At 73.8% G+C, this 19,970-nt stretch carries 15 protein-coding genes; 14 read left to right on the top strand and 1 reads right to left on the bottom strand.

The window, feature by feature from the left end:
* The first annotated feature begins 163 nt into the window (after nucleotides 1-163).
* From C1I92_RS20415 to C1I92_RS20355, 13 genes are read left to right on the top strand one after another with little or no spacing between them, the layout of a single operon-like run.
* On the top strand, nucleotides 164-1,168 hold the full coding sequence (locus C1I92_RS20415; RefSeq protein ID WP_199521419.1) for a LacI family DNA-binding transcriptional regulator: 1,005 nt from the start codon (nucleotides 164-166) through the stop codon (nucleotides 1,166-1,168).
* Entirely contained in the window at nucleotides 1,165-2,106 is a 942-nt protein-coding gene (locus tag C1I92_RS20410; RefSeq protein WP_111256490.1) for a carbohydrate ABC transporter permease, read from the top strand. The genes C1I92_RS20415 and C1I92_RS20410 overlap by 4 nt, the downstream gene beginning before the upstream one ends.
* Nucleotides 2,106-2,942, top strand: coding sequence for a carbohydrate ABC transporter permease (locus C1I92_RS20405; protein WP_111256489.1), 837 nt, complete (start codon nucleotides 2,106-2,108; stop codon nucleotides 2,940-2,942). The genes C1I92_RS20410 and C1I92_RS20405 overlap by 1 nt, the downstream gene beginning before the upstream one ends.
* A gap of 25 nt (nucleotides 2,943-2,967) precedes the next feature.
* A complete protein-coding gene (locus C1I92_RS20400) occupies nucleotides 2,968-4,275 on the top strand; it encodes an ABC transporter substrate-binding protein (protein WP_199521418.1) in 1,308 nt (435 codons plus the stop codon).
* Entirely contained in the window at nucleotides 4,275-5,231 is a 957-nt protein-coding gene (locus C1I92_RS20395) for an ADP-ribosylglycohydrolase family protein (RefSeq protein WP_111256487.1), read from the top strand. The genes C1I92_RS20400 and C1I92_RS20395 overlap by 1 nt, the downstream gene beginning before the upstream one ends.
* On the top strand, nucleotides 5,228-6,274 hold the full coding sequence (locus tag C1I92_RS34995) for an ADP-ribosylglycohydrolase family protein (protein WP_111256486.1): 1,047 nt from the start codon (nucleotides 5,228-5,230) through the stop codon (nucleotides 6,272-6,274). The genes C1I92_RS20395 and C1I92_RS34995 overlap by 4 nt, the downstream gene beginning before the upstream one ends.
* Entirely contained in the window at nucleotides 6,271-7,416 is a 1,146-nt protein-coding gene (locus tag C1I92_RS20385) for an ADP-ribosylglycohydrolase family protein (protein ID WP_111256485.1), read from the top strand. The genes C1I92_RS34995 and C1I92_RS20385 overlap by 4 nt, the downstream gene beginning before the upstream one ends.
* Nucleotides 7,416-8,750 carry an ADP-ribosylglycohydrolase family protein gene (locus tag C1I92_RS20380; protein ID WP_111256484.1) on the top strand — a complete coding sequence of 445 codons (1,335 nt, stop codon included), beginning with the start codon at nucleotides 7,416-7,418 and terminating at the stop codon, nucleotides 8,748-8,750. The genes C1I92_RS20385 and C1I92_RS20380 overlap by 1 nt, the downstream gene beginning before the upstream one ends.
* The gene (gene rbsK / locus C1I92_RS20375; protein WP_111256483.1) at nucleotides 8,747-9,634 is read left to right on the top strand and encodes a ribokinase; all 888 of its coding nucleotides are present in this window, start codon (nucleotides 8,747-8,749) and stop codon (nucleotides 9,632-9,634) included. Before C1I92_RS20380 ends, rbsK begins: the two co-directional genes overlap by 4 nt.
* Entirely contained in the window at nucleotides 9,634-11,556 is a 1,923-nt protein-coding gene (locus C1I92_RS20370; protein WP_111256482.1) for an SUMF1/EgtB/PvdO family nonheme iron enzyme, read from the top strand. Before rbsK ends, C1I92_RS20370 begins: the two co-directional genes overlap by 1 nt.
* Complete coding sequence (locus tag C1I92_RS20365) at nucleotides 11,553-12,740, top strand: CaiB/BaiF CoA transferase family protein (RefSeq protein WP_111256481.1); 1,188 nt, start codon at nucleotides 11,553-11,555, stop codon at nucleotides 12,738-12,740. The genes C1I92_RS20370 and C1I92_RS20365 overlap by 4 nt, the downstream gene beginning before the upstream one ends.
* Nucleotides 12,737-13,546, top strand: a complete 810-nt coding sequence (locus C1I92_RS20360) for an HpcH/HpaI aldolase/citrate lyase family protein (RefSeq protein ID WP_111256480.1) — start codon at nucleotides 12,737-12,739, stop codon at nucleotides 13,544-13,546. Before C1I92_RS20365 ends, C1I92_RS20360 begins: the two co-directional genes overlap by 4 nt.
* A 9-nt stretch (nucleotides 13,547-13,555) precedes the next feature.
* Entirely contained in the window at nucleotides 13,556-14,347 is a 792-nt protein-coding gene (locus C1I92_RS20355; RefSeq protein ID WP_199521416.1) for a putative protein N(5)-glutamine methyltransferase, read from the top strand.
* Between the two features lie 25 nt (nucleotides 14,348-14,372).
* On the opposite strand, the gene C1I92_RS20350 is transcribed toward C1I92_RS20355, so the two are convergent.
* Nucleotides 14,373-16,892 carry a M14 family zinc carboxypeptidase gene (locus C1I92_RS20350; protein WP_111256479.1) on the bottom strand — a complete coding sequence of 840 codons (2,520 nt, stop codon included), beginning with the start codon at nucleotides 16,890-16,892 and terminating at the stop codon, nucleotides 14,373-14,375.
* Between the two features lie 297 nt (nucleotides 16,893-17,189).
* Between C1I92_RS20350 and C1I92_RS35460 the strand changes: the two genes are divergently transcribed.
* On the top strand, nucleotides 17,190-19,904 hold the full coding sequence (locus tag C1I92_RS35460) for a S8 family serine peptidase (protein ID WP_199521415.1): 2,715 nt from the start codon (nucleotides 17,190-17,192) through the stop codon (nucleotides 19,902-19,904).
* The last annotated feature ends 66 nt before the right edge of the window (nucleotides 19,905-19,970 follow it).

The raw sequence follows: 19,970 nt of genomic DNA, 5'->3' as shown, positions 1-19,970 counted from the left end.
GACAGCCGCGGTCACGGGTTGGCATCGGCGACTTGACGGGGCCGGGGCGGGCGCGGTCCAATGGCAGCCAACACCTCGGAAACGTTTCCTCGCGGTTCCACGCAGCAGCTCGGAAACGGTTCCGACCTACGCCGCACTGACCGCCACAAGGAGGTGGACGCCCGTGTCGCAGCGCCGTCGGCCGACGATTCACGAGGTGGCCAAGGTCGCCGGGGTCTCGATCTCCTCGGTGTCGCGCGCGCTCAACGGCAACACCTCGAACGCCGACATGGTCGATCGCGTCAACGCGGCCGTCCGGGAGGTCGGCTACGTCCCGAGCGTCGTCGCGCAGTCGCTCAAGACCCGGCACACGGGGCAGGTCGCGTTCGCGATGGAGGACATCGGCAACGCCGCCTACCTCGAGATGGTCCGCCGCATCCAGCCCACGCTTCGCGACGAAGGCTACCGCCTCCTCCTGCACAGCACCGGCGCCGACGTCGAGGACGAGCTGGGCGTGCTGGCCAGCCTCAGCCAGAACTACGTCGACGGGCTGATCCTGTGCCCGCTCCGCGTCACCGACCGGCACGTCGAGGCGCTGCGGCAGACCGCCGTCCCGGTCGTGGTGATCGGCCTGCTGCCCGACGACGTCCCGGTCGACAACGTGCGGGCCGACTCCCGCGTCGGCGCCCGGCTCGCCGTCGAGCACCTGGCCGAGGCCGGCGCCCGGCGCATCGCGTTCATCGACGGCCCGCTCGACACCGTCCCCGGCCAGGCCCGCTACGACGGCTACCGCAGCGGGCTCGCCGCGGCCGGACTGGAGCCAGACGACGCGATCGTCCGGTTCACCGACTTCCAGTTCGAGGCCGGCCGTCAGACGGCGCGCGAGCTGCTGACCGCACACCCCGACGTCGACGCGGTGCTCGGCGCCAACGACCTCATCGCGATGGGCGTCCTGCACGCGCTGCGCGAGCTCGGCCGCGACGTCCCCGGCGACGTGCGGGTGGTCGGCATGGACGACACCCCGCTGGCCGCAACGAGCTTCCCGCCGCTGTCCAGCGTCTCGCTCGGCTCGGCCGACCGTGGCCGCATCGCCGCGGAGCTGCTGCTGCGCCGGCTCGACGGCGACGACGCTCCGCCCGAGCGGGTCACCGTGCCGCCGTCGCTGACCGTCCGGGAGAGCAGCCGATGAGCGCCACCGTCACCGCACCCCCGCCCGCCACCGAGAGCGCGCCGGCGCCGAAGCGGCGCAGCTTCCTCGGTCTGGACCGCGACGGCCTCATGCTCGCCGTCCCGGCGCTGATCCCGGTCGTCATCTTCAGCGTCTACCCGCTGCTGCGCGGCATCTACCTCGGCTTCACCGACGCGCAGGCCGGCGCGAACGCCGAGGTGAACTTCACGGGACTGGAGAACTACCGGAACCTGCTCGACGACTCGTACTTCTGGGACTCGTTCCGCATCGGCCTGATCTGGGCGTTCTCGGTGACGATCCTGCAGTTCTTCGCCAGTCTCGGCCTGGCGCTGCTGCTCAACCAGAAGCTTCGGCTGCGCTGGCTGGCGCGCACGCTGGCGCTGGTCCCGTGGGCGATGCCACCGGTCGTCATCGGCATCATGTGGCGGCTGGTCTACCACCCGAACGCCGGCATCCTCAACGACGTCCTGCTGGACCTGCGCATCATCGACGAGAACGTGGACTGGCTGTCGTCGTTCTCGGTGGCGCTGCCCGCGGTCATCGTGGTCGGCGTCTGGGCCGGCATGCCGCAGACGACGGTCGTGCTGCTGGCCGGCCTGCAGAGCGTCCCGAAGGAGCTGCACGAGGCGGCCGCGATGGACGGCGCCGGCGTCTGGCAGCGCTTCCGCAACGTGACGTGGCCGGCCATCAAGCCGGTGGTCGTCGCGATGACGACGCTCGACTTCATCTGGAACTTCAACTCCTTCAGCCTGGTCTACGTCCTGACGCAGGGCGGACCGGGCGGCGAGACGCGGCTGCCGCTGCTGTTCGCCTACGAGGAGGCGTTCCGGTACGGCAACTACGGCTACGCGGCGGCGCTGGGCAACGCGATGGTCGTGGTGATCGCCGTGTTCGTCGTCTTCTATCTGCGCCAGCGGGTGAGGGAGGCGAACGGCTGATGAGTCGCTCCACGCCCGTCGCGACGACGCTGAAGTACCTCGCGCTCGCCTGCTACCTCGTGTTCCTCGCGTTCCCGCTGTTCTGGCTGGTCTCGACGGCGCTGAAGACGCCGCAGGAACTGGCGCTGATCGACCCGACCTGGATCCCGGACGAGATCACGTTCGACAACTTCCGGGCGGCGTTCGACGAGCAGCCGATCGTGCGGTCGATCCTCAACACGCTGCTGGTCGCCGGCGTGTCGTGCGCCGTGACGGTGCTGCTCTCGATCCCGGCGGCGTACGTGATGGCGCGCTACCGATCGGCGCTGAGCAGGCTGACGCTGGTCTGGGTGCTGCTCAGCCAGATCTTCCCGTTCATCCTGGTGATCATCCCGCTGTTCCTGCTGCTGCGTGACCTCGGCCTCTACGACACCTACATCGGGCTGATCGCCGTCTACGTCGTCTGGAGCATGCCGTTCGCGCTGTGGATGCTGCGCAGCTACGTCGAGACGATCCCGATCGAGCTGGAAGAGGCCGCGTCGATGGACGGCGCGTCGAAGCTCCGCACGCTGCGCAGCGTCATCGCGCCGCTGCTGGCGCCGGGCGTGGTCGCGGCCGGGCTGTTCGCGTTCGTCTCGGCGTGGAACGAGTTCCTGTTCGCGCTCGTGCTGATCCGCGACCCGGACCTGCAGACGCTCTCGCTGACGCTGGTGAAGTTCATCGGCGCGGAGGGCGTGGCCCGGCTCGGCCCGCTGGCGGCGGCGTCACTCGTCGCGACGATTCCCAGCCTGATCTTCTTCGCCGTCATGCAGCGCCGCCTCACCGGCGGCCTGCTCGGCGGAGCCGTCAAGTCCTGATCAAGAACCTCGAGGAGGAGGACCCATGCGTTCGATGCGCTTCATCGCCCTCGCGGCGGCTGCCGGCCTGGTGCTGACGGCCTGCGGCGGCGGTGACGACGAGACCGGCTCCGGCGACGGCGGCAGCGGCAACGGCGGCGAGCCGGTCGAGCTGACCTTCCAGACGCTGGCCTGGCAGACCGCGAGCGTCGAGGCCAACGAGGCCATCGTCGCCGCCTGGAACGAGGCCAACCCCGACATCCAGGTCGAGCTGCTCCAGGGTGACTGGAACAACGTCCAGGACCAGCTGATGACGTCGTTCGAGGGCGGCACCGCGCCGGACGTCTTCCATTACGAGTCCACGGTGCTGCAGGACTTCGGCGACCGCGGCAACGTCCTGGACCTGTCGGAGTACCTGTCCGACGAGATCCGCGACGACATCCGCGCCGGCGCCTGGGACACCGCGACGTTCGGCGACGCGATCTACGGCGTGCCGTTCCTGCAGGAGTCGCAGGTCATCTTCGCCAACCGGACGCTGCTCGACGCGGCCGGCGTCGCGCTGCCCACCGTCGACGACCCGTGGACGTGGGACGAGTTCGCCGACGTCGCCGCGCAGCTCACCACCGAGGGCCAGTACGGCGCCGTCATCCCGTTGAAGGCGCCGGCCAACCGCATCCTCAACCTGGCCCGCAACTTCGGCGGCGACTACTTCACCGACCCGACCGGCGAGGTGCAGGCGGTCTTCGACGAGGCCGACCAGGAGGTGCCGCGGCGCATCCACGAGATGCTCTACACGGAGAACTCGGCGTCGCCGGACGGCGTGGGCATGTCGTCGGCCGACGCGCTGCCGGGCTTCTTCGCCGGCCAGTACGCGCTGCTGCCGGGCGCGATCTGGCTGCGTCAGCAGATCATCGAGCAGGCGCCGGACGGGTTCGACTGGGTGACGCTGCCCGCACTCGAGGGCGAGAGCAGCGCGCAGGGCGCCGTCAGCCAGACGTTGTCCGTCTCGGCCGACACCGAGCACCCGGAGGAGGCCGTGCAGTTCATCGAGTACTTCCTCAACGCCGAGAACCAGGTCCAGTTGGCCGCCGGCGACTGGCTGCTGCCGACCAGTCAGGAGGCGGCGCAGGCCCCGGAGCTGAACGATCCCGCCACCGGCTGGGACGTCGCGACGGCGACCGCCGACGACCTGGAGATGGCGCCGTTCCAGCAGGTCAAGGGGTTCGAGGAGTGGAAGTCGCGGATCGCCAACCCGGCCTTCCAGGAGTACTTCAGCGACCAGATCTCGCTGGAGGACCTGGGCGCGAAGCTGGTCGACGAGGGCAACGCGGTCCTCGAGCGCTACCAGCGCTGATGCGGGATCGCGCGCGGGGGTGCCTGCTCGGGCTCGCCATCGGCGACGCCATGGGCGCCCCCGCGGAGAACCTGACGGCCGACGAGATTCGTGCGCGGTGGGGTCCGGTGACGGGGTTCCTCACCGACCGGCCGTCGGGGACCGACGACACCGAGTACGCGGCGTTCAGCGCGCTGCTGCTGCTCTCGCACGGAGCCGCCCTGACCAGCGATGACGTGGCCGACGCGTGGATCACGCACCTGGCCGGGCGGGACAGCGGGTTCTCCGGCGCCGGGTTCAGCGAACTGGGGACGATCGAGAACCTGCGCGCCGGGCTGCGGCCGCCGGCCAGCGGGCGGCATCTGCACTCGTGGAGCGACGGGCTGGCGATGCGGGCCGCCGTGCACGGTGTGTACGCGGCCGGCGATCCGGCGCTGGCCGCCCGGCTGGCGGCGGTCGACGGCGCCGTCAGTCACTCGGGCGAGGGCGTGCACGCCGGGGTCGCGGTGGCCGCCGCTGTCGCCGTCGCGATGACGGGTCGCGCCTCGGCGGCCGAGGTCGCGGCGGCCGCGCTGGACGCCGTCCCGGCCGACTCGTGGACGGCGCGCTCGTTGCGGTCCGCGCTCGTGCACGCGGGGGACGTGCCCGCGCTGCTGGACGCCGTCGTCGTCCGGGCCTATCCGTGGACGGACCTGGCGCCGGAGGCGGTGGCGCTCGCGTTCGGCGCGTTCCTGGCCGCGGACGGCGAGTTCGCCGCCGCGGTGACGGGTGCGGTGTCGATGGGCCGCGACGCCGACACGACGGCGGCGATCGCCGGGGCGCTGGCGGGAGCGCTCGGCGGGCTCGGTGCGGTGCCGGCGGACTGGCAGGACCAGATCGGGCCGGTGACCGGGCGCTGCCTGGGCGAGGTGGTGGCGGGGCTGCATCCGCTCGACCTCGCCGACCGCCTGGCCGCGCACCTGGGGGCGGCCACGTGAGCGAGCGGCGGGACCGGATCGCCGGGGCGCTGCTGGGGCTGGCCATCGGCGACGCCGCGGGGTGGCCGGCGGCGCGGCATCGGGCGCGGCTGTTGCCGCCGTGGACCCGGCGGCTGCACCGCGAGCTGGACGCGTTCGCCGAAGCCGAAGAGGTCACGACGCTGCCGGTGCCGTTCGCGCTGAACCAGCCGACCGCGGCGCTGGCGCTGGGCCCGAGCGACGACGCGGAGTGGGCGGCGTGGACGCTGACCTGGCTCGGCGCCGGGGCCGGGCCGCTGACCCGCGGCGACGTGCACGACCACTGGCGGACGGTGGCAGCGGGAGGGACGCTGCCGCGCGGCCGGGTCAGCGTCGCCACCGCCGCCGACGCGCTGCGCAGGGACGTCGATCCGCCGGTGACCGGGCACGACAATCCGCATCACTTCGACGACGCGGCGGCGGTCCGGGGGGTCGCGATCGGGCTCGTGGCGGACGGCAGTGGCACGGCGGCCACGCTGGCCGGCTGGGACGCCGAGGTCACCAACGCCGAGGACGGGCTGCGTGCGGCACGGGCGATGGCGGCGACGATCGCACGGCTGGTCCGTGGCGAGCCGCTGACCAGCGCCTGGGCCGCGGCGGCAGCCGAGCACGTCCCGCCGGACACGCTCCTCGGCGAGAACCTGGCGTGGGCGTTGGACGCGACAGCCGGTGTGACCAGCGCCGCCGAGGCCGTCCCGCTGCTGGACCGGCCGGCCGACCACGTCTACAGCTACGGCGTCGCCGCCGCGCAGACCGTCGCGACCGCAGTGGCGCTCGCGCACGTCGCCGAGCGCAACGCGGAGCCGCCGATCGCCGCCATCACCGCCGCCGCATGCCTCGCCACGACCGCGGACAGCGCCCCCGCGCTGACCGGCGCGCTCCTCGGCGGCGCACACGGGCTGAGCGCTCTCCCCACGACCTGGGTCGAGCGGTGCCGGCGACTCGCCGGCTGCTGCTCGCCCGATCTGGCCGGCCTCGACCTCGTCGAGCTGGCAGGCTCCATCAAGGAAAGGACACCAGCGTGACCAGTGACGCACTCATCGACATCGCCGTCGGGTGCCTGACGGGAGCCGCCGTCGGCGACGCGCTCGGTGGTGCGACGGAGGGCTGGTCGCCGCAGCAGATCAGGGAGCGGTGGGGCGGCTGGGTCGAGGGCATTGTCCCGCCCTACTACGAGGACTGGCGCACCGCGCGGCCCATCGCGCCGTACCACAAGGGCGACGGTCACGTCACCGACGACACCTTGATGACGCACCTCGTGGTCGACGTGTACGAGCAGGCCGGGGCCCATCTGACGGCGTACGACGTCGCCGAGCGGCTGGTGCCGCTGATGATCGGTCGCAAGGTCTGGATCCCCGAGCTGGAGGCCGAGGCTCTGCCGTTGCAGCGGGTCTTCCTCGCCGAGAAGTTCATGGCGCTGCGGCTGCACTGGGGCCACGCCGACCCGCGCGAGGCCGGCGTCGGCAACGCGGTGAACTGCGGCGCGGCCATGTACATCGCGCCGGTCGGCATCGTCAACGCCGCCGACCCGGACGCCGCCTACGCCGAGGCGATCGACGTCGCGGGGGCGCACCAGGCGTCGTACGGACGGGAGGCGGCCGGCGTCATGGCCGCCTGCGTGGCCGCCGCCGCGGCGCCGGGTGCGACCGTGGACGACGTGCTGACGGCGGCGGTCCGGCTGGCCAAGGACGGGACGAAGGCCGGCATCGAGGCGGTGCTGGAGACGGCGGCGTCGATCGGGCACTGGACCGAGGCGGTCGAGTCGGGCAAGCTGCGCGCCGCCGTCGCGCCGTACGACACCGTCGGCGACGACTACCGCAACCAGGGCCTCGGCGCCCGCCGGCCCAGCCGCGTGCACACGATCGAGGAGCTGCCGGTCGCGCTGGCCTTCCTCGCGATCGCCGGCGGCGACTGGCGCGACGCCGTCATCGGCGGCGTCAACTACGGCCGCGACTCCGACTCGATCGCGTCCATGGCCGGGGCCATCGCCGGCGCGCTCGGCGGCCGCGCCGCGGTGCCGGACGACCTGGTCACAACCGTCGCGGCGGCCAGCCGCGTCGACATCGTCGGGCCGGGCGAACGCCTCGCCGCGGTGACGGCACGCGTCCGGGCGGCCGACGCGGCCCGGCGGGCGGCCGTCGACGACGCATTCGGCGGACTGGCCTGATGCGGCTCACCTGGATCCAGCCGGAGGACCTGGTCGGGCACGCGTTCGCGCAGGCCGACGAGGACGGCGTCGACGTCGCGGACCTGCGCGACCGGTGGACGGCGGCCGGCGGCGACCCGGCGCCGGTGCGGTCCGGCGCGTCCGGCGTCCCCGCCTCGTCAGAGCTGCGCGCACTGGCCGCCGAGCTGCTGGACGAGGTCGACGCACGGCCGTCGCCGTTCGACGCCGCCGAGCCGACGGCCCTGGCCGCGCTGCAGGCCGGCTGGAGGTCCAGCGCACCGGCCACGGCCGACGTCGACCGCGTCCACGGCGCCTGGCTCGGCCGCGCCGCCGGCTGCCTGCTCGGCAAGCCGGTGGAGAAGATCTCCCGGGCCGGGATCCGCGAGATCCTCGAGGCGACCGGTCGCTGGCCGCTGACCGGCTGGTTCACCGCCGACGGCCTGCCCGCCGACGTCGCCGCCCGCCATCCGTGGAACCGCCGTAGCGCGACGACCAGCCTGGCCGAGAACATCGACGGCATGCCCGAGGACGACGACCTCAACTTCCCGATGCTGAACCTCGCCCTGCTGGAGAACCACGGCGCCGGCTTCACGACCGACGACGTCGCCGAGTCCTGGCTGGCGTCGCTGCCGGCCGGACGCGTGTTCACCGCCGAGCGGGTCGCCTACCGCAACCTGCTGCTCGGTCACCTGCCGCCGGCCACCGCGACGGTGCGCAACCCGTTCCGCGACTGGATCGGCGCGCAGATCCGCGGCGACGTGTTCGGCTGGGCCCGGCCCGGCGACCCGGCCGGCGCCGCCGAGCTGGCCTGGCGCGACGCCGTCCTCAGCCACACCCGCAACGGCGTCTACGGCGAGCTGTTCGCGGCCGCGGCGTGCGCGGCGTCGCTGGTCGCGGCGACGGTGGACGAGGTGATCGACGCCGGGCTGTCGGTCGTCCCGGCGACGTCGCGCTACGCCGAGGCGGTCCGCTTCGCCCGCGACACCGCCGCGAAGCAACCGGACTGGGAGGCCGTCGTCGACGCGATCGAGGCACGCTACGGGCACCTGCACTGGGTGCACGTCCTGAACAACGCCGCGCTGGTCGTGGCGGCGCTGGTGCACGGCGGCGGCGACTACGACCGCTCCATCACCGCCGTCGTCAGCGGCGGCTGGGACACCGACTCCAACGGCGCCACCGTCGGGTCCATCGTCGGTGCGCTGACCGGCGCCGCCGCGCTGCCGCACCGCTGGACCGCACCGATGCGCAACCGGGTCAGCACGACGCTGGCCGGCTTCGACGGCATCGGCTTCGACGAGCTGGCCCGCCGGACGGTGGCGGTGAGCGCCCGATGATCGCCGTCCTGGGCAGCGCCAACCTGGACCTCGTCGTGACCGTCGAGCGCGCGCCGGGCCGCGGCGAGACCGTCACCGGCCGCACCTTCGCCACGCTCCCCGGCGGCAAGGGCGCCAACCAGGCGCTCGCGGCGGCCCGGGCCGGCGGCGACGTCGCGTTCCTCGGCGCCGTGGGCGACGACGACTTCGGCCGGCGCATCCGCGAACTGCTGGCCGACGCCGGCGTCGACGTGTCCGGGCTCGCGGTCAGCGACCAGCCGACCGGGACCGCGCACATCACCGTCGACGGCACCGGCGACAACTCGATCGTCGTGGTGCCGGGCGCGAACGGCACGGTCACGGCGCTGACCGATGCGCACCGGGCCACGATCGACCGCGCCGAACTGCTGCTGCTGCAACTGGAACTGCCGCTGGACCTGGTCGTCGAGGCGGCCCGGTACGCGCACGCGCGCGAGATCCCGGTCGTGCTGACACCCGCGCCCGCCGTCCCGTTGCCCGAGGAGTTGCTCGAGGCTGTCGACATCCTGGTGCCGAACGAGCACGAGGCGGCGCTGCTGGCCGGCATCGACGATCCGATCGCCGCGGCCGAGCAGCTCACCCGGTTGTGTGACGACGTGGTCGTGACCCTAGGCGCCAGAGGCGCGGCGTGGCTGTCCGGCGGCGAGACGATCCCGGTTCCGGCCTTCCCGGTCCAGGCCGTCGACACGACCGCGGCCGGCGACACGTTCGTCGGAGTCATGGCCGCGGGTCTTGCCGGAGGACTTCAGCTGGGCGGTGCGTTGCATCGGGCGTCGGCGGCGGCCGCGCTGTCGGTGCAGCGCCCTGGCGCGTCGTCGTCGATGCCGGACCGGGCCGAGATCGACGCGTTCCTGGCGGAGGCCTGATGTTCACCCCGTACGTTCCTCGTCCGATCGACCGCCCCGCGGCGGTGCCGCTGGAGCCGGACGCCGACCTGTCGGTGCTGGACGAGGCGAAGATCTTCGCCGCGCCCGACGATCCGGCGAACTGGCCGGCCTGGCGTGCGGCGCTGACCCGCTGGCGCTCGGAGGCGCGCGAGCGCGTCGGGTATGACGGCTCGCGCTACGACGTCGAGCGCACCGACGGGTTCGTCGTCGCGCTGACCTGGCTCTGGGACGAGCTGCTGTACGACCACGCGACCGGCGCGTTCGACGTCGACGGTTACCTGGCCGCGGCGGCGCAGGAGTTCGGCGGCCTCGACGGCGTCGTGCTCTGGCACGCGTACCCGAACGAGGGCGTCGACGAGCGGGACCAGTTCGCCTTCTTCGACGTGCCCGAGCTGCCCGACGTCGTCGCGCGGTTCCAGGCCGCCGGGGTGCGGGTGTTCGTCTCGTACTACCCGTGGGAACGGTCCGACCCACAGCAGGTCATCGCGTTGGTCGAGCGGCTGGGGGCCGACGGCGTCTTCCTGGACAGCTCGAAGGAGGGCAGCACCGAGGTCCGGGCCGGGCTCGACGCGGTGCGGCCGGGCCTGTCGATGGAGGGCGAGTCGAGGCTGCCGCTGGCCCGCGTGCACGACCACACGATGTCGTGGGCGCAGTGGTTCGCCGACTCGCCGGTGCCGGGCGTGCTGCGCGGGACCTGGTTCGAGCGCCGGCACGTGCTGCACCACACCCGCCGCTGGAACCACAGTCACCTGGAGGAGCTGCAGTCGGCCTGGCTGAACGGCTCCGGGATCCTCGTGTGGGAGACGGTGTTCGGCGTCTGGGTGGGCTGGAGCGCGCGGGACCGGTCGGTGCTGCGCTCGATGCGACGGGTGCAGCGCGAGTACCGCGACTGGCTGCGGAGCGAGGACTGGACGCCGCTGGCCGACCACCCCGGCGACGGCGCGCCGGTGTACGCGTCGCGGTGGGTGCACGACGGCGTGGCCTTGTGGACCGTCGTCAACCGGAGCGATGCCGACTGGTCCGGCCCGTGGCTGGCGGTCGACGTGCCGGGTCCGTTCACCGAGCTCACGACCGGTGCTGTGCTGTCGGTGACGAAGGACGACGACGGGCGGACGGTGATCGGCGGCCGGTTGCCGGCCGGCGGGGTCGCGGCGGTGCTGGCGGCGGACGTCGCGCCGGGCTCCGTCGCCGTGTCGCCGGACAGCACGTTCCCGCGGCGGCCGGCCGTCCGCGTCCCGGCGCCGTCGGTGGCTGTCGCCGAGACGCCGCCCGGCCTGGCGCGCGTGGACGGCGGGCGTTACGACCTCGTCGTCCGGTACCGGATCCGCGAGACCGGCCTCTACGACGAGGCGCCCTACGTCGACGAGTGGAAGCCGCTGCCGCCCCGGCTGCACGCCGCCGGCACCGCGCACCGCCGCGCCGAGCTCGCGCCGTTCGCCATCGGCCGGACCGAGGTGACCAACGACGAGTTCGCCGCGTTCCTCGCCGCGACCGGGTACCGGCCGGCACGGCCCGAGCGGTTCCTGGCGCACTGGGCCGCCGGCGACGCACGCGGCGCCGACCCCGTCACGCACGTCGACCTCGCCGACGCCCGCGCGTACGCCGCGTGGGCCGGACTGCGGCTGCCGACCGAGGACGAGTGGCAGATCGCGGGCGAGGCCGGCCTGCTGGAGCGCGGCTCGCCCGCCGTCTGGAACCTGACCGAGAGCGAGCACACCGACGGCCGGACCCGGTTCGTCATCCTCAAGGGCGGTGCGGACTGGGTACCCAGCGGTTCGTACTGGTACTTCGACGGCGGCGTCCGCACGCCGGACTTCGCGGCGAAGTACCTGCTCATGGGCGCGGGGCTGGACCGGTCGCCGTCGATCGGCTTCCGCTGCGCCGTGGGATTGACGTCGTGAGCGGGCCGCTGGCCGGGCTGCGGGTCGTCGACGCCGCGACGCTGTTCGCCGGCCCGATCGCCGCGATGCACCTCGGGGACATGGGCGCCGACGTCGTCAAGGTCGAGCACCCGCGGCGGCCGGACCCGTCCCGTGGGCACGGGCCGGCGAAGGACGGCCAGAACCTGTGGTGGAAGACGCTCGGCCGGAACAAGCAGACGATGACGCTGGATCTCTCGCACGAGCGCGGCCAGGAGGTGTTCCGGCGGCTGGCGCGCGAGTCCGACGTCGTCATCGAGAACTTCCGGCCGGACACGCTGGAGCGGTGGAACCTCGGTTACTCGGAGTTGTCGGCCGAGAATCCGGGGCTGATCCTGGCCCGCGTCACCGGGTTCGGGCAGGTCGGCCCGTACCGGCGGCGGCCCGGGTTCGGCACGCTGGCCGAGGCGATGAGCGGGTTCGCCGCGATGACCGGCGAGCCGGACGGCCCGCCGACGCTGCCGCCGTTCGGGCTGGCCGACGCCATCACGGCGCTGGCGACGGCGTTCGCGGTCACGTCCGCGCTGCACGCGCGGGCCGCCAGCGGGCGCGGGCAGGTGGTGGACCTGGCGATCGTCGAGCCGATGCTGTCGGTGCTCGGGCCGCAGCTCACCCGGTGGGACCAGCTCGGGACGGTGCAGCCGCGGACCGGCAACCGCTCGGCGAACAACGCGCCGCGCAACACGTACCGCACCGCTGACGGCCGCTGGGTCGCGGTGTCGACCAGCTCCCAGAGCATCGCCGAGCGGGTGATGCGGCTGGTCGGCCGGCCCGACGTCGTCGACGAGCCGTGGTTCGCGACCGGCGCCGGTCGTGCGGCGCACGTCGAGGAGCTCGACGCCGCCGTCGGGGCCTGGGTGGCTCAGCGGTCGCGGGACGAGGTGGTCGCGGAGTTCGAGCGCGCCGAGGCCGCGGTGGCGCCCGTCTACGACGCGTCCGACCTCGTCGCCGACCCGCAACTGGCCGCGCTGGGCACCGTGCTGCGGATGCCCGACGACGACCTCGACGAGGTCGCGATGCAGAACGTGCTGTTCCGGCTGTCCGGGACGCCGGGCGCGGTGCGGTGGACCGGTCGCGCGCACGGTGCCGACACGTCGGCGGTGCTGGGCTCGCTCGGCTACTCGGCGGAGGAGATCGCGGCGCTGCGCTCCGAGGGGGTCGTGTGAACCTCGTGCTGACGCTGCTCTACGTGCCCGCGGACCGGCCGGACCGCGCGGCGAAGGCGCTCGCGTCGTCCGCCGACGTGGTGATCGTCGACCTGGAGGATGCGGTCGCGCCGGCCGCGAAGTCGTCCGCCCGGGCGGCGGTGCCGTCGATGCTGACAGAGGCGGCGCGGCCGGCGCGGGCGGTGCAGGTGCGGGTGAACGCGGCCTCGACGCCGTGGGGCGCCGACGACCTCGCCATGGTCGCCGGGCTGCCGCCGGACGTCGGGGTGCGGGTGCCGAAGGTGTCGTCCCCGGCGGACGTCGCCGCGGTCCGGGCGGTGGTGGGGGACCGGCCGGTGCACGTGCTGCTGGAGACCGCAGCCGGGGTCGAGGCGGCGTACGCGATCGCGTCCGCGCCCGGCGTCGCGTCGATCGGGCTGGGCGAGGCCGACCTGGCCTCCGACCTGGGCGTCTCCGGCCCTGACGGGCTCACGTGGTGCCGGCAGCGCCTGGTCGTCGCGGCGCGGGCGGCCGGGCTGCCGCCGCCGGCGATGTCCGTCTGGACCGACCTCGCCGACGATGCCGGCCTCGCCGCGTCGTGCCGGGCCGGACGCGCCCTCGGCTTCGTCGGCCGCGCCGCGATCCACCCCAGACAGCTCTCCGTCATCGAAGCGGGTTTCCGCCCGTCGCCGGACGAGGTCGAGCACGCGAAGGCGGTGCTCGCCGCGGTGGAGTCAGGCGCCGCCGTCGCCGTCCTCCCCGGCGGCCGCTTCGTCGACGTCGCCATGGCCGACCACGCCCGCCGCATCCTCGCCCTCGCCGACTAGGGTGACGGCGTGGTGGACGAGGGGATCGTCGCGCGGTTGCGGGCGGCGGGGTGCGTGTTCGCGGAGGACGAGGCGCGGCTGATCCACGAGACGGCGCGCGACGCCGGCGAGGTCGAGGCGATGGTCGTCCGCCGGGTCGCCGGTGAGCCGCTGGAGCATGTGCTGGGCTGGGCCGAGTTCGCCGGGCTGCGGGTCGCCGTCGCTCCCGGCGTGTTCGTGCCGCGGCACCGCAGCGAGCTGCTCGTCGACCTCGCCCGGCGGCACACCCGGCCCGGCGCCGTCGTCGTCGACCTGTGCTGCGGGACGGGGGCGCTCGGGCTCGCCGTCGTCCGCGGCATCGACGGCGTCGAGCTGCACGCCGCCGACGTCGACCCGGCCGCCGTCGCCTGCGCGCGCCGCAACGTCGAGCCCGCCGGCGGGCGGGTGCACGAGGGCGACCTCTTCGACGCGCTGCCGGCGGAGCTGAAGGGACGCGTCGACGTGCTGCTGGCCAGCCCGCCCTACGTGCCGACGGCGGCGATCGCGCTGATGCCACCGGAGGCCCGCGACCACGAGCCGCGCACCGCCCTCGACGGCGGCGGCGACGGACTCGGCCTGGTCCGCCGCATCGCCACGGCCGCGCCGGACTGGCTGACCGAAGGCGGCGTCCTCCTCCTGGAGCTGAGCGCGGCACAGGCGACAGCAGCCGCCGACGCGGTCGACGAGGCGGGACTGGCCGCCGCGGAGCACCACGACGACGACGCCACCGTCATCGTCGGCGCGACGAGCGGAACGGGGAGTCGTCACCTCCGCAGCGGATGACGACTCCCCGCCCTCGGTCCGGTCGCTACTGCCAGAGGGCGTTCGCGACCTGCGGGAACAGGCCTTCCGGGTGCGACCGGTAGAGCGGTTCGGTCGCGAACAGCGTCACGTCGGCGCCGCCGGCGACACCGCTGACGATCACCGGCTGACCGGCCGCGGTCTCCTGACCGATCCAGTGGCCGGCCAGGAAGAATCCCGCGCCGCCGAGCCGCTGGTCGACCCGGAGGCCGGCGCCCAGGCCGGTGAAGTGCCGCGGCGCGCTGACGAACGACGACGACAGCGCGTCGCCGGTCACCGGCGAGGCCGGGTCGTTCACCACCGCGACGATGCCGTTGGCGTCGCTGCGCGCCACGACCGCCGTCACCGGCAGCAGCGTCGCCCGTGCGTTGAACTGCACGCCGCCGTTGCCCCGTCCGACGATCGTCCCGCCGGCCGCCCGCCACGCCGTGAACGCCGCCTGCTGGGTGGCGTCGAGCTGGCGCGGGTCGAACCCGGTGGTCGACACGTAGAGCGCGTCGAAGTCGGCGAACGCGTACGTCCCGGCGTTGAACCCGGCCGCGTTGACGTTCGTCGTCGCGAACCCCATGCGGGCCAGCGCGTGCACCTCGTCGGCCGAAGCGCTCGTCCCGACCCGGTCGACGGACACCGGGACGGCGCCGCGCACCGCCGACGCGCTGAGCGCCGTGAACGCGATCCCGTACGTCGCCGCGGCCTCCTCGACCACTGCACGCGCCGACCCGGGCACCGTGAAGGCGCCCGACGTCGTCCGCCGCACCGTCACCCCGGCGGCGACGAACGCGTTCACGGCCTGGATGCCGGCCAGCGTGTCCGCCTCGAACCCGAAGTGCGCCACCGGGTCCGGCGCCACCCACCCGGTCGGCGCCACCACGTCGATCTCGCTCAGCGCTCGCGTCTCCAGCGCGCCGCCTGCCGGCACCGTCGCCACGTCGGCGCCCCACAGCGACGCCTGGCTCCACGCCGAGATGTCGTACATGGTGGGGAAGTTCGTCGTGACATCGCGGCCCACGTCGAGGATCGTGTTCGCGAGGCCGCGCTTGGCCTGGAACATGTCGACGACATACGCGCCGGCCGGGTACCGCACGCCGCCGGCGGTGAACGGCCGCCGCGCCTGGTGCACCTCGACGTCGTTGTCGAGGAGGAACTGCGCCAGTCGCGCGGCGGCCGCGTCTCCACGCCGCTCGGCCTCGATGACGTAGGCCCGCGGGTAGTCCTGCAGGAACGTCTCCTTGTTCGCGCCGAGCGCGAGTGACAGGGCGAGCCCGTCGTCGATGGGCCGCGACGACTCGCCGGCCTCGCCGCGCCGGAAGATCTCCAGCTGGTCGGCGAGCAGGCTCATCCGGTTCTCGTACGCCCAGGCGAAGTTCGCCTCGATGGTGGCCCGCGAGACGGCGGTGTTGATGCGGGTCCGCTCGTGCCGCTCCGCGATCTGGGCGTCCGGGATGCCGCGCGGGTTCAGCGGGATCTCGACGGTGTGCCCGACGGCGCCGTGGTACATCGCGTACATCGGCGTGAAGATCGGCGGCCAGTCGTCCCAGCCGTCGGTCTGGTCGCGGAACGGGATGTTGACGGCGGTGACGCGCGGCTCGCCGAGCCCCAGTACCGCCTGCTCCATCGCCAGGCCGTTGCGGATCGCCTGCCGGATGTAGAGGTCGTACTCGTAGTTCTCGCCGTGTGGGCCCGTTGTCGGCTCGATCAGCGTCGTGCCGGTGTAGCCGTGCTCGTCCAGCATGGTCAGCGGCTCGTACCGGATCAGCTGGGCGCGGACGGCGCGTGCCTCCGGCTGCGACGCGGTGATGTAGTCGCGGTTGATGTCGAATCCGTTGCCGTTGGCGCGGGTGCCGGCGACGCGGCCGTCCGGGTTGTTCGTGACGACCATCGCGATGACGTGCTGGTCCAGCAGCTCCGTGACCTCGGCGTCGGCCGAGAACGCCAGCTGGTCGAGCACCTGCAGCGTCGCGTCGGTGCCCTCCCACTCGTTGCCGTGGATGTTGCTGTTGACGAACAGCGGCGACTTCCAGTCGTCGTACGCGCCGGCCTGCATGGCGGCGATGGCGGCGTCGGGGTCCTCGGTGCGCAGGTCGGACAGGCGCTGCCACTCCGTCCACTCGGCGTCGGTCATCGGCGACGTGACGACGACGAGGTGCAGGTCGCGCCCACCGGCGGACTGGCCGATGATCTCGACGCTGACCCGGTCGCTCTCCTGCAGGGCGCGCACCGCCGGCGGGATCGCGTGGTACGGCGTCAGGTTCAGCGGGATCGACGCGTCGTTCGGGTTCACCGGGACGTCGACGATGACGTCGTCGCTCGGCTGCCCGGGCAGATCGTCCGTCGACGGCGCCCTCGACAGCAGCGACGGCGTGGCCGGCTCCTCGACCGACGGCTCGTGCGCCCACGGCTGGGACCGGTCCTCCGGCTCGCGTAGCGCCGGCGCCGGGATCTCGGGGGCGGCCGGCGCGGTGAGCGCGGCGGACACCGTCAGCAGGACTCCGGCGAGGCCGGCGGCGGGCAGGGTGCGAGTCCACATGAGGCGGCCCCTCGAGTGTGGGTGGGCGAGGTGGTGGTCATCCTGTCGCCTCGGAGCGGGCGGTGACAAGGGTTCCGGCGCACCAAGATCGCCCCGATCCGCGGCTTGCGTCCCCGTGTGGTTTGTCCCGATTCACGGTGACTCAACCGCCAGACTTGCCGTCAAGTCTTCCAATCGAGGCGAAATCGGCCATAGGTTACGGGTCAACCCCGCCCGATCGGCGGGGCGTTGTCATGCCTGACGACTGAACGAGGAGTGCCGATGACACGACCATCGACAGCGCCGGGGAGGCGGGCCGTGACCCGGCGCGCCGGACTCGCCGCCACTGCCGGGCTGGCTCTGGTGGCCGGGACGCTCGGGACCGTCGCCGCCGGCACCGCTGCGCCGGCCGGCGATGGGTACCTGGGCGACCTCGCCGGCCTGGCCGGGCTGCCGGAGCCGTCCGGCGAGCTGACGCACGAGCCCACCGGCGCCTGGTTCGTCGAGCTGACCGCGAAGCCGGTCGCCGACGGCGGCAGCCGCGCGGCCGCACAGCGCCAGCAGGACCGGGTGCTCGCGCAGGCCGAGGTGCTCGGCGCCGACCTGGACGTCCGCTACACCTATGACCGGCTGTGGAACGGCTTCTCGGTGTCCGGGTCGGAGGCCGACGTCACCCGGCTGGCCGCCTCCGCCGAGGTCGCCGCCGTGTACCCCGTCGTCACGGTCGACGCGCCGGACCCGGCGACGTCGGAGCCGGCGATGGACTCCGCGCTCGGCATGACCGGCGCCGACGTCGCGCAGAGCGAGCTCGGCTTCACCGGCGACGGCCTGAAGGTCGGCGTCATCGACAGCGGCGTCGACATCGACCACCCCGACCTCGGCGGCAGCGGCACGCCGGGCGGGACGGCGTTCCCGACCGAGCGCGTCGTGGCCGGCTACGACTTCGTCGGCGACGACTACAACGCCGACGACACCTCGGCGGCCTACCAGCCGGTGCCGCACCCCGACGACAACCCGGACGACTGCCTCGGACATGGCAGTCACGTCGCCGGGATCGTCGGCGCCGACGGCGACAGCGCGGCCGGCGGTGTGCGCGGTGTGGCGCCGGACGTCGAGTTCGGCGCGTACCGTGTGTTCGGCTGCGGCGGCTCGACGACCTCGGACATCATGCTCGCCGCGATGGAGCGGGCGCACGCCGACGGCATGGACGTCGTCAACATGAGCATCGGCGCCGGCTTCGTCACCTGGCCGGAGTACCCGACGGCGACGGCCAGCGACGCGCTGGTCGACGAGGGCGTCGTGGTGGTCGCGTCGATCGGCAACAACGGCGCCGCCGGCACCTGGTCGGCCGGCGCTCCCGGCGTCGGCGAGAAGGTGATCGGTGTCGCGTCGTTCGACAACACCGAGTACGACGCGCGGATGTTCACCGTCACCCCCGACGGCCGTGAGTTCGGCTACGCGGATGCGGCCGGCGCGCCGAGCGCGCCGACGTCCGGCGACCTGCCGATGTCGCGCACCGGCACGCCGGCCTCGACGGCGGACGCCTGCACGGCGACCGGCGCGCTGCCGGACCTGACGGGCACCGTCGCGCTGATCGAGCGCGGCACCTGCTCGTTCTACGAGAAGGCCCGCAACGCCCAGCAGGCCGGCGCCGCCGCCGTGGTCCTCTACAACAACGTGGCCGGCGCGTTCGCCCCGACGGTGGCGCCGCCGACTCCGGCCGACCCGCCGATCACCATCCCGGTCGTCGCGGTCCCGCAGGCCGAGGGCGTCGAGCTGGACAGCCGCATCGCCGCCGGCGCGACGACGCTGACCTGGACCGACGAGACCACCACCGTGGAGAACTCGACGGCCGGGCTGATCTCGTCGTTCAGCTCCTACGGCATGGCCTCGGACCTGACGCTGAAGCCGGACCTGGGCGCGCCGGGCGGGCTGATCCGCTCGACCTACCCGCTGGAGGAGGACGGCTACGCCGTCGTCTCCGGCACCTCGATGGCCTCGCCGCACGTCGCCGGCGCGGTCGCGCTGCTGCTGCAGGCGCACCCGTCGCTCACCCCCGCTCAGGTGCGCGACCAGCTGCAGAACACCGCCGACCCGGCCGACTGGTCGTTGGTCCCCGGCGCCGGGTATTTCGAGCCGGCGCACCGGCAGGGCGCGGGCATGCTCGACATCGACGACGCGATCCTCGCGCCGGTCTCGGTGTCGCCCGGCAAGCTGTCGCTGGGGGAGAGCTCGGCCGGTCCTGCCGAGCGGACGCTCACGCTGACCAACGACGGCGACGCGCCGGTCACCTACGCGCTGTCGCACGTCGACGGCATCACGACGGCGGGCGCGCCGAACAACCCGCAGTTCTTCGAGGGCGGCGCGTCGGTGGCGTTCTCGCCCTCCTCGGTGACGGTGCCCGCGGGCTCGTCCGTCTCGGTCGAGGTGACGGTCACGGCGCCGGCCGAGCCGGACCTCGGCCAGTACGGCGGCTGGGTCGTGCTGACGCCGTCGGAGGGGCAGCCGCTGCGGGTGCCGTTCGCCGGCTTCGCCGGCGACTACCAGCAGCTGCCGATCCTGACGCCGACCGGCGCCGGGCTGCCGGAGCTGGGCGACGTCACCGCCTGCGACCGCTACGTCGGCGTCAACTGCACGATGGGTGGCGAGTTCGACCTGCTGCCCGACGGCGCGACGTTCTCGATGACCGAGGGCGACTACCCGGTGGTGATCGCGCACCTGGAGCACGCGGCGCAGAACGTGTCGCTGCAGCTGTTCCACGCCAAGGCCGACGGCACCGCGGGCCGCCCATACGGGAGGCTGAACACCGTCCTCTCCGAGGACTACGTCGGCCGCTCCAGCGCGGCGGGCGCGTTCAACGCCTACACCTGGGACGGGACCCGGCCGCGTGGCTCGGGCACCGACCAGCGGGTCCCGGTGCCGGACGGCCGCTACGTCCTGCGGCTGACCGCCGCCAAGCCGCTGGCCGACCCCGCCGACCCGGCGCACGTCGAGACCTGGGACTCCCCGGTCATCGTCGTCGACCGGAACTGACCGGTCGGGCGCCGTCGCCTCCCACCCGGGGTGGCGGCGCCCGGCCCCAGCGGGACGGGGGTCAGG

This window comes from Jiangella anatolica, from assembly GCF_003236295.1.
Lineage (GTDB): Bacteria > Actinomycetota > Actinomycetes > Jiangellales > Jiangellaceae > Jiangella > Jiangella anatolica.
The sequence above is the reverse complement of the archived record's forward strand: the minus strand, read 5'-3'. Positions and strand labels throughout refer to the sequence as shown.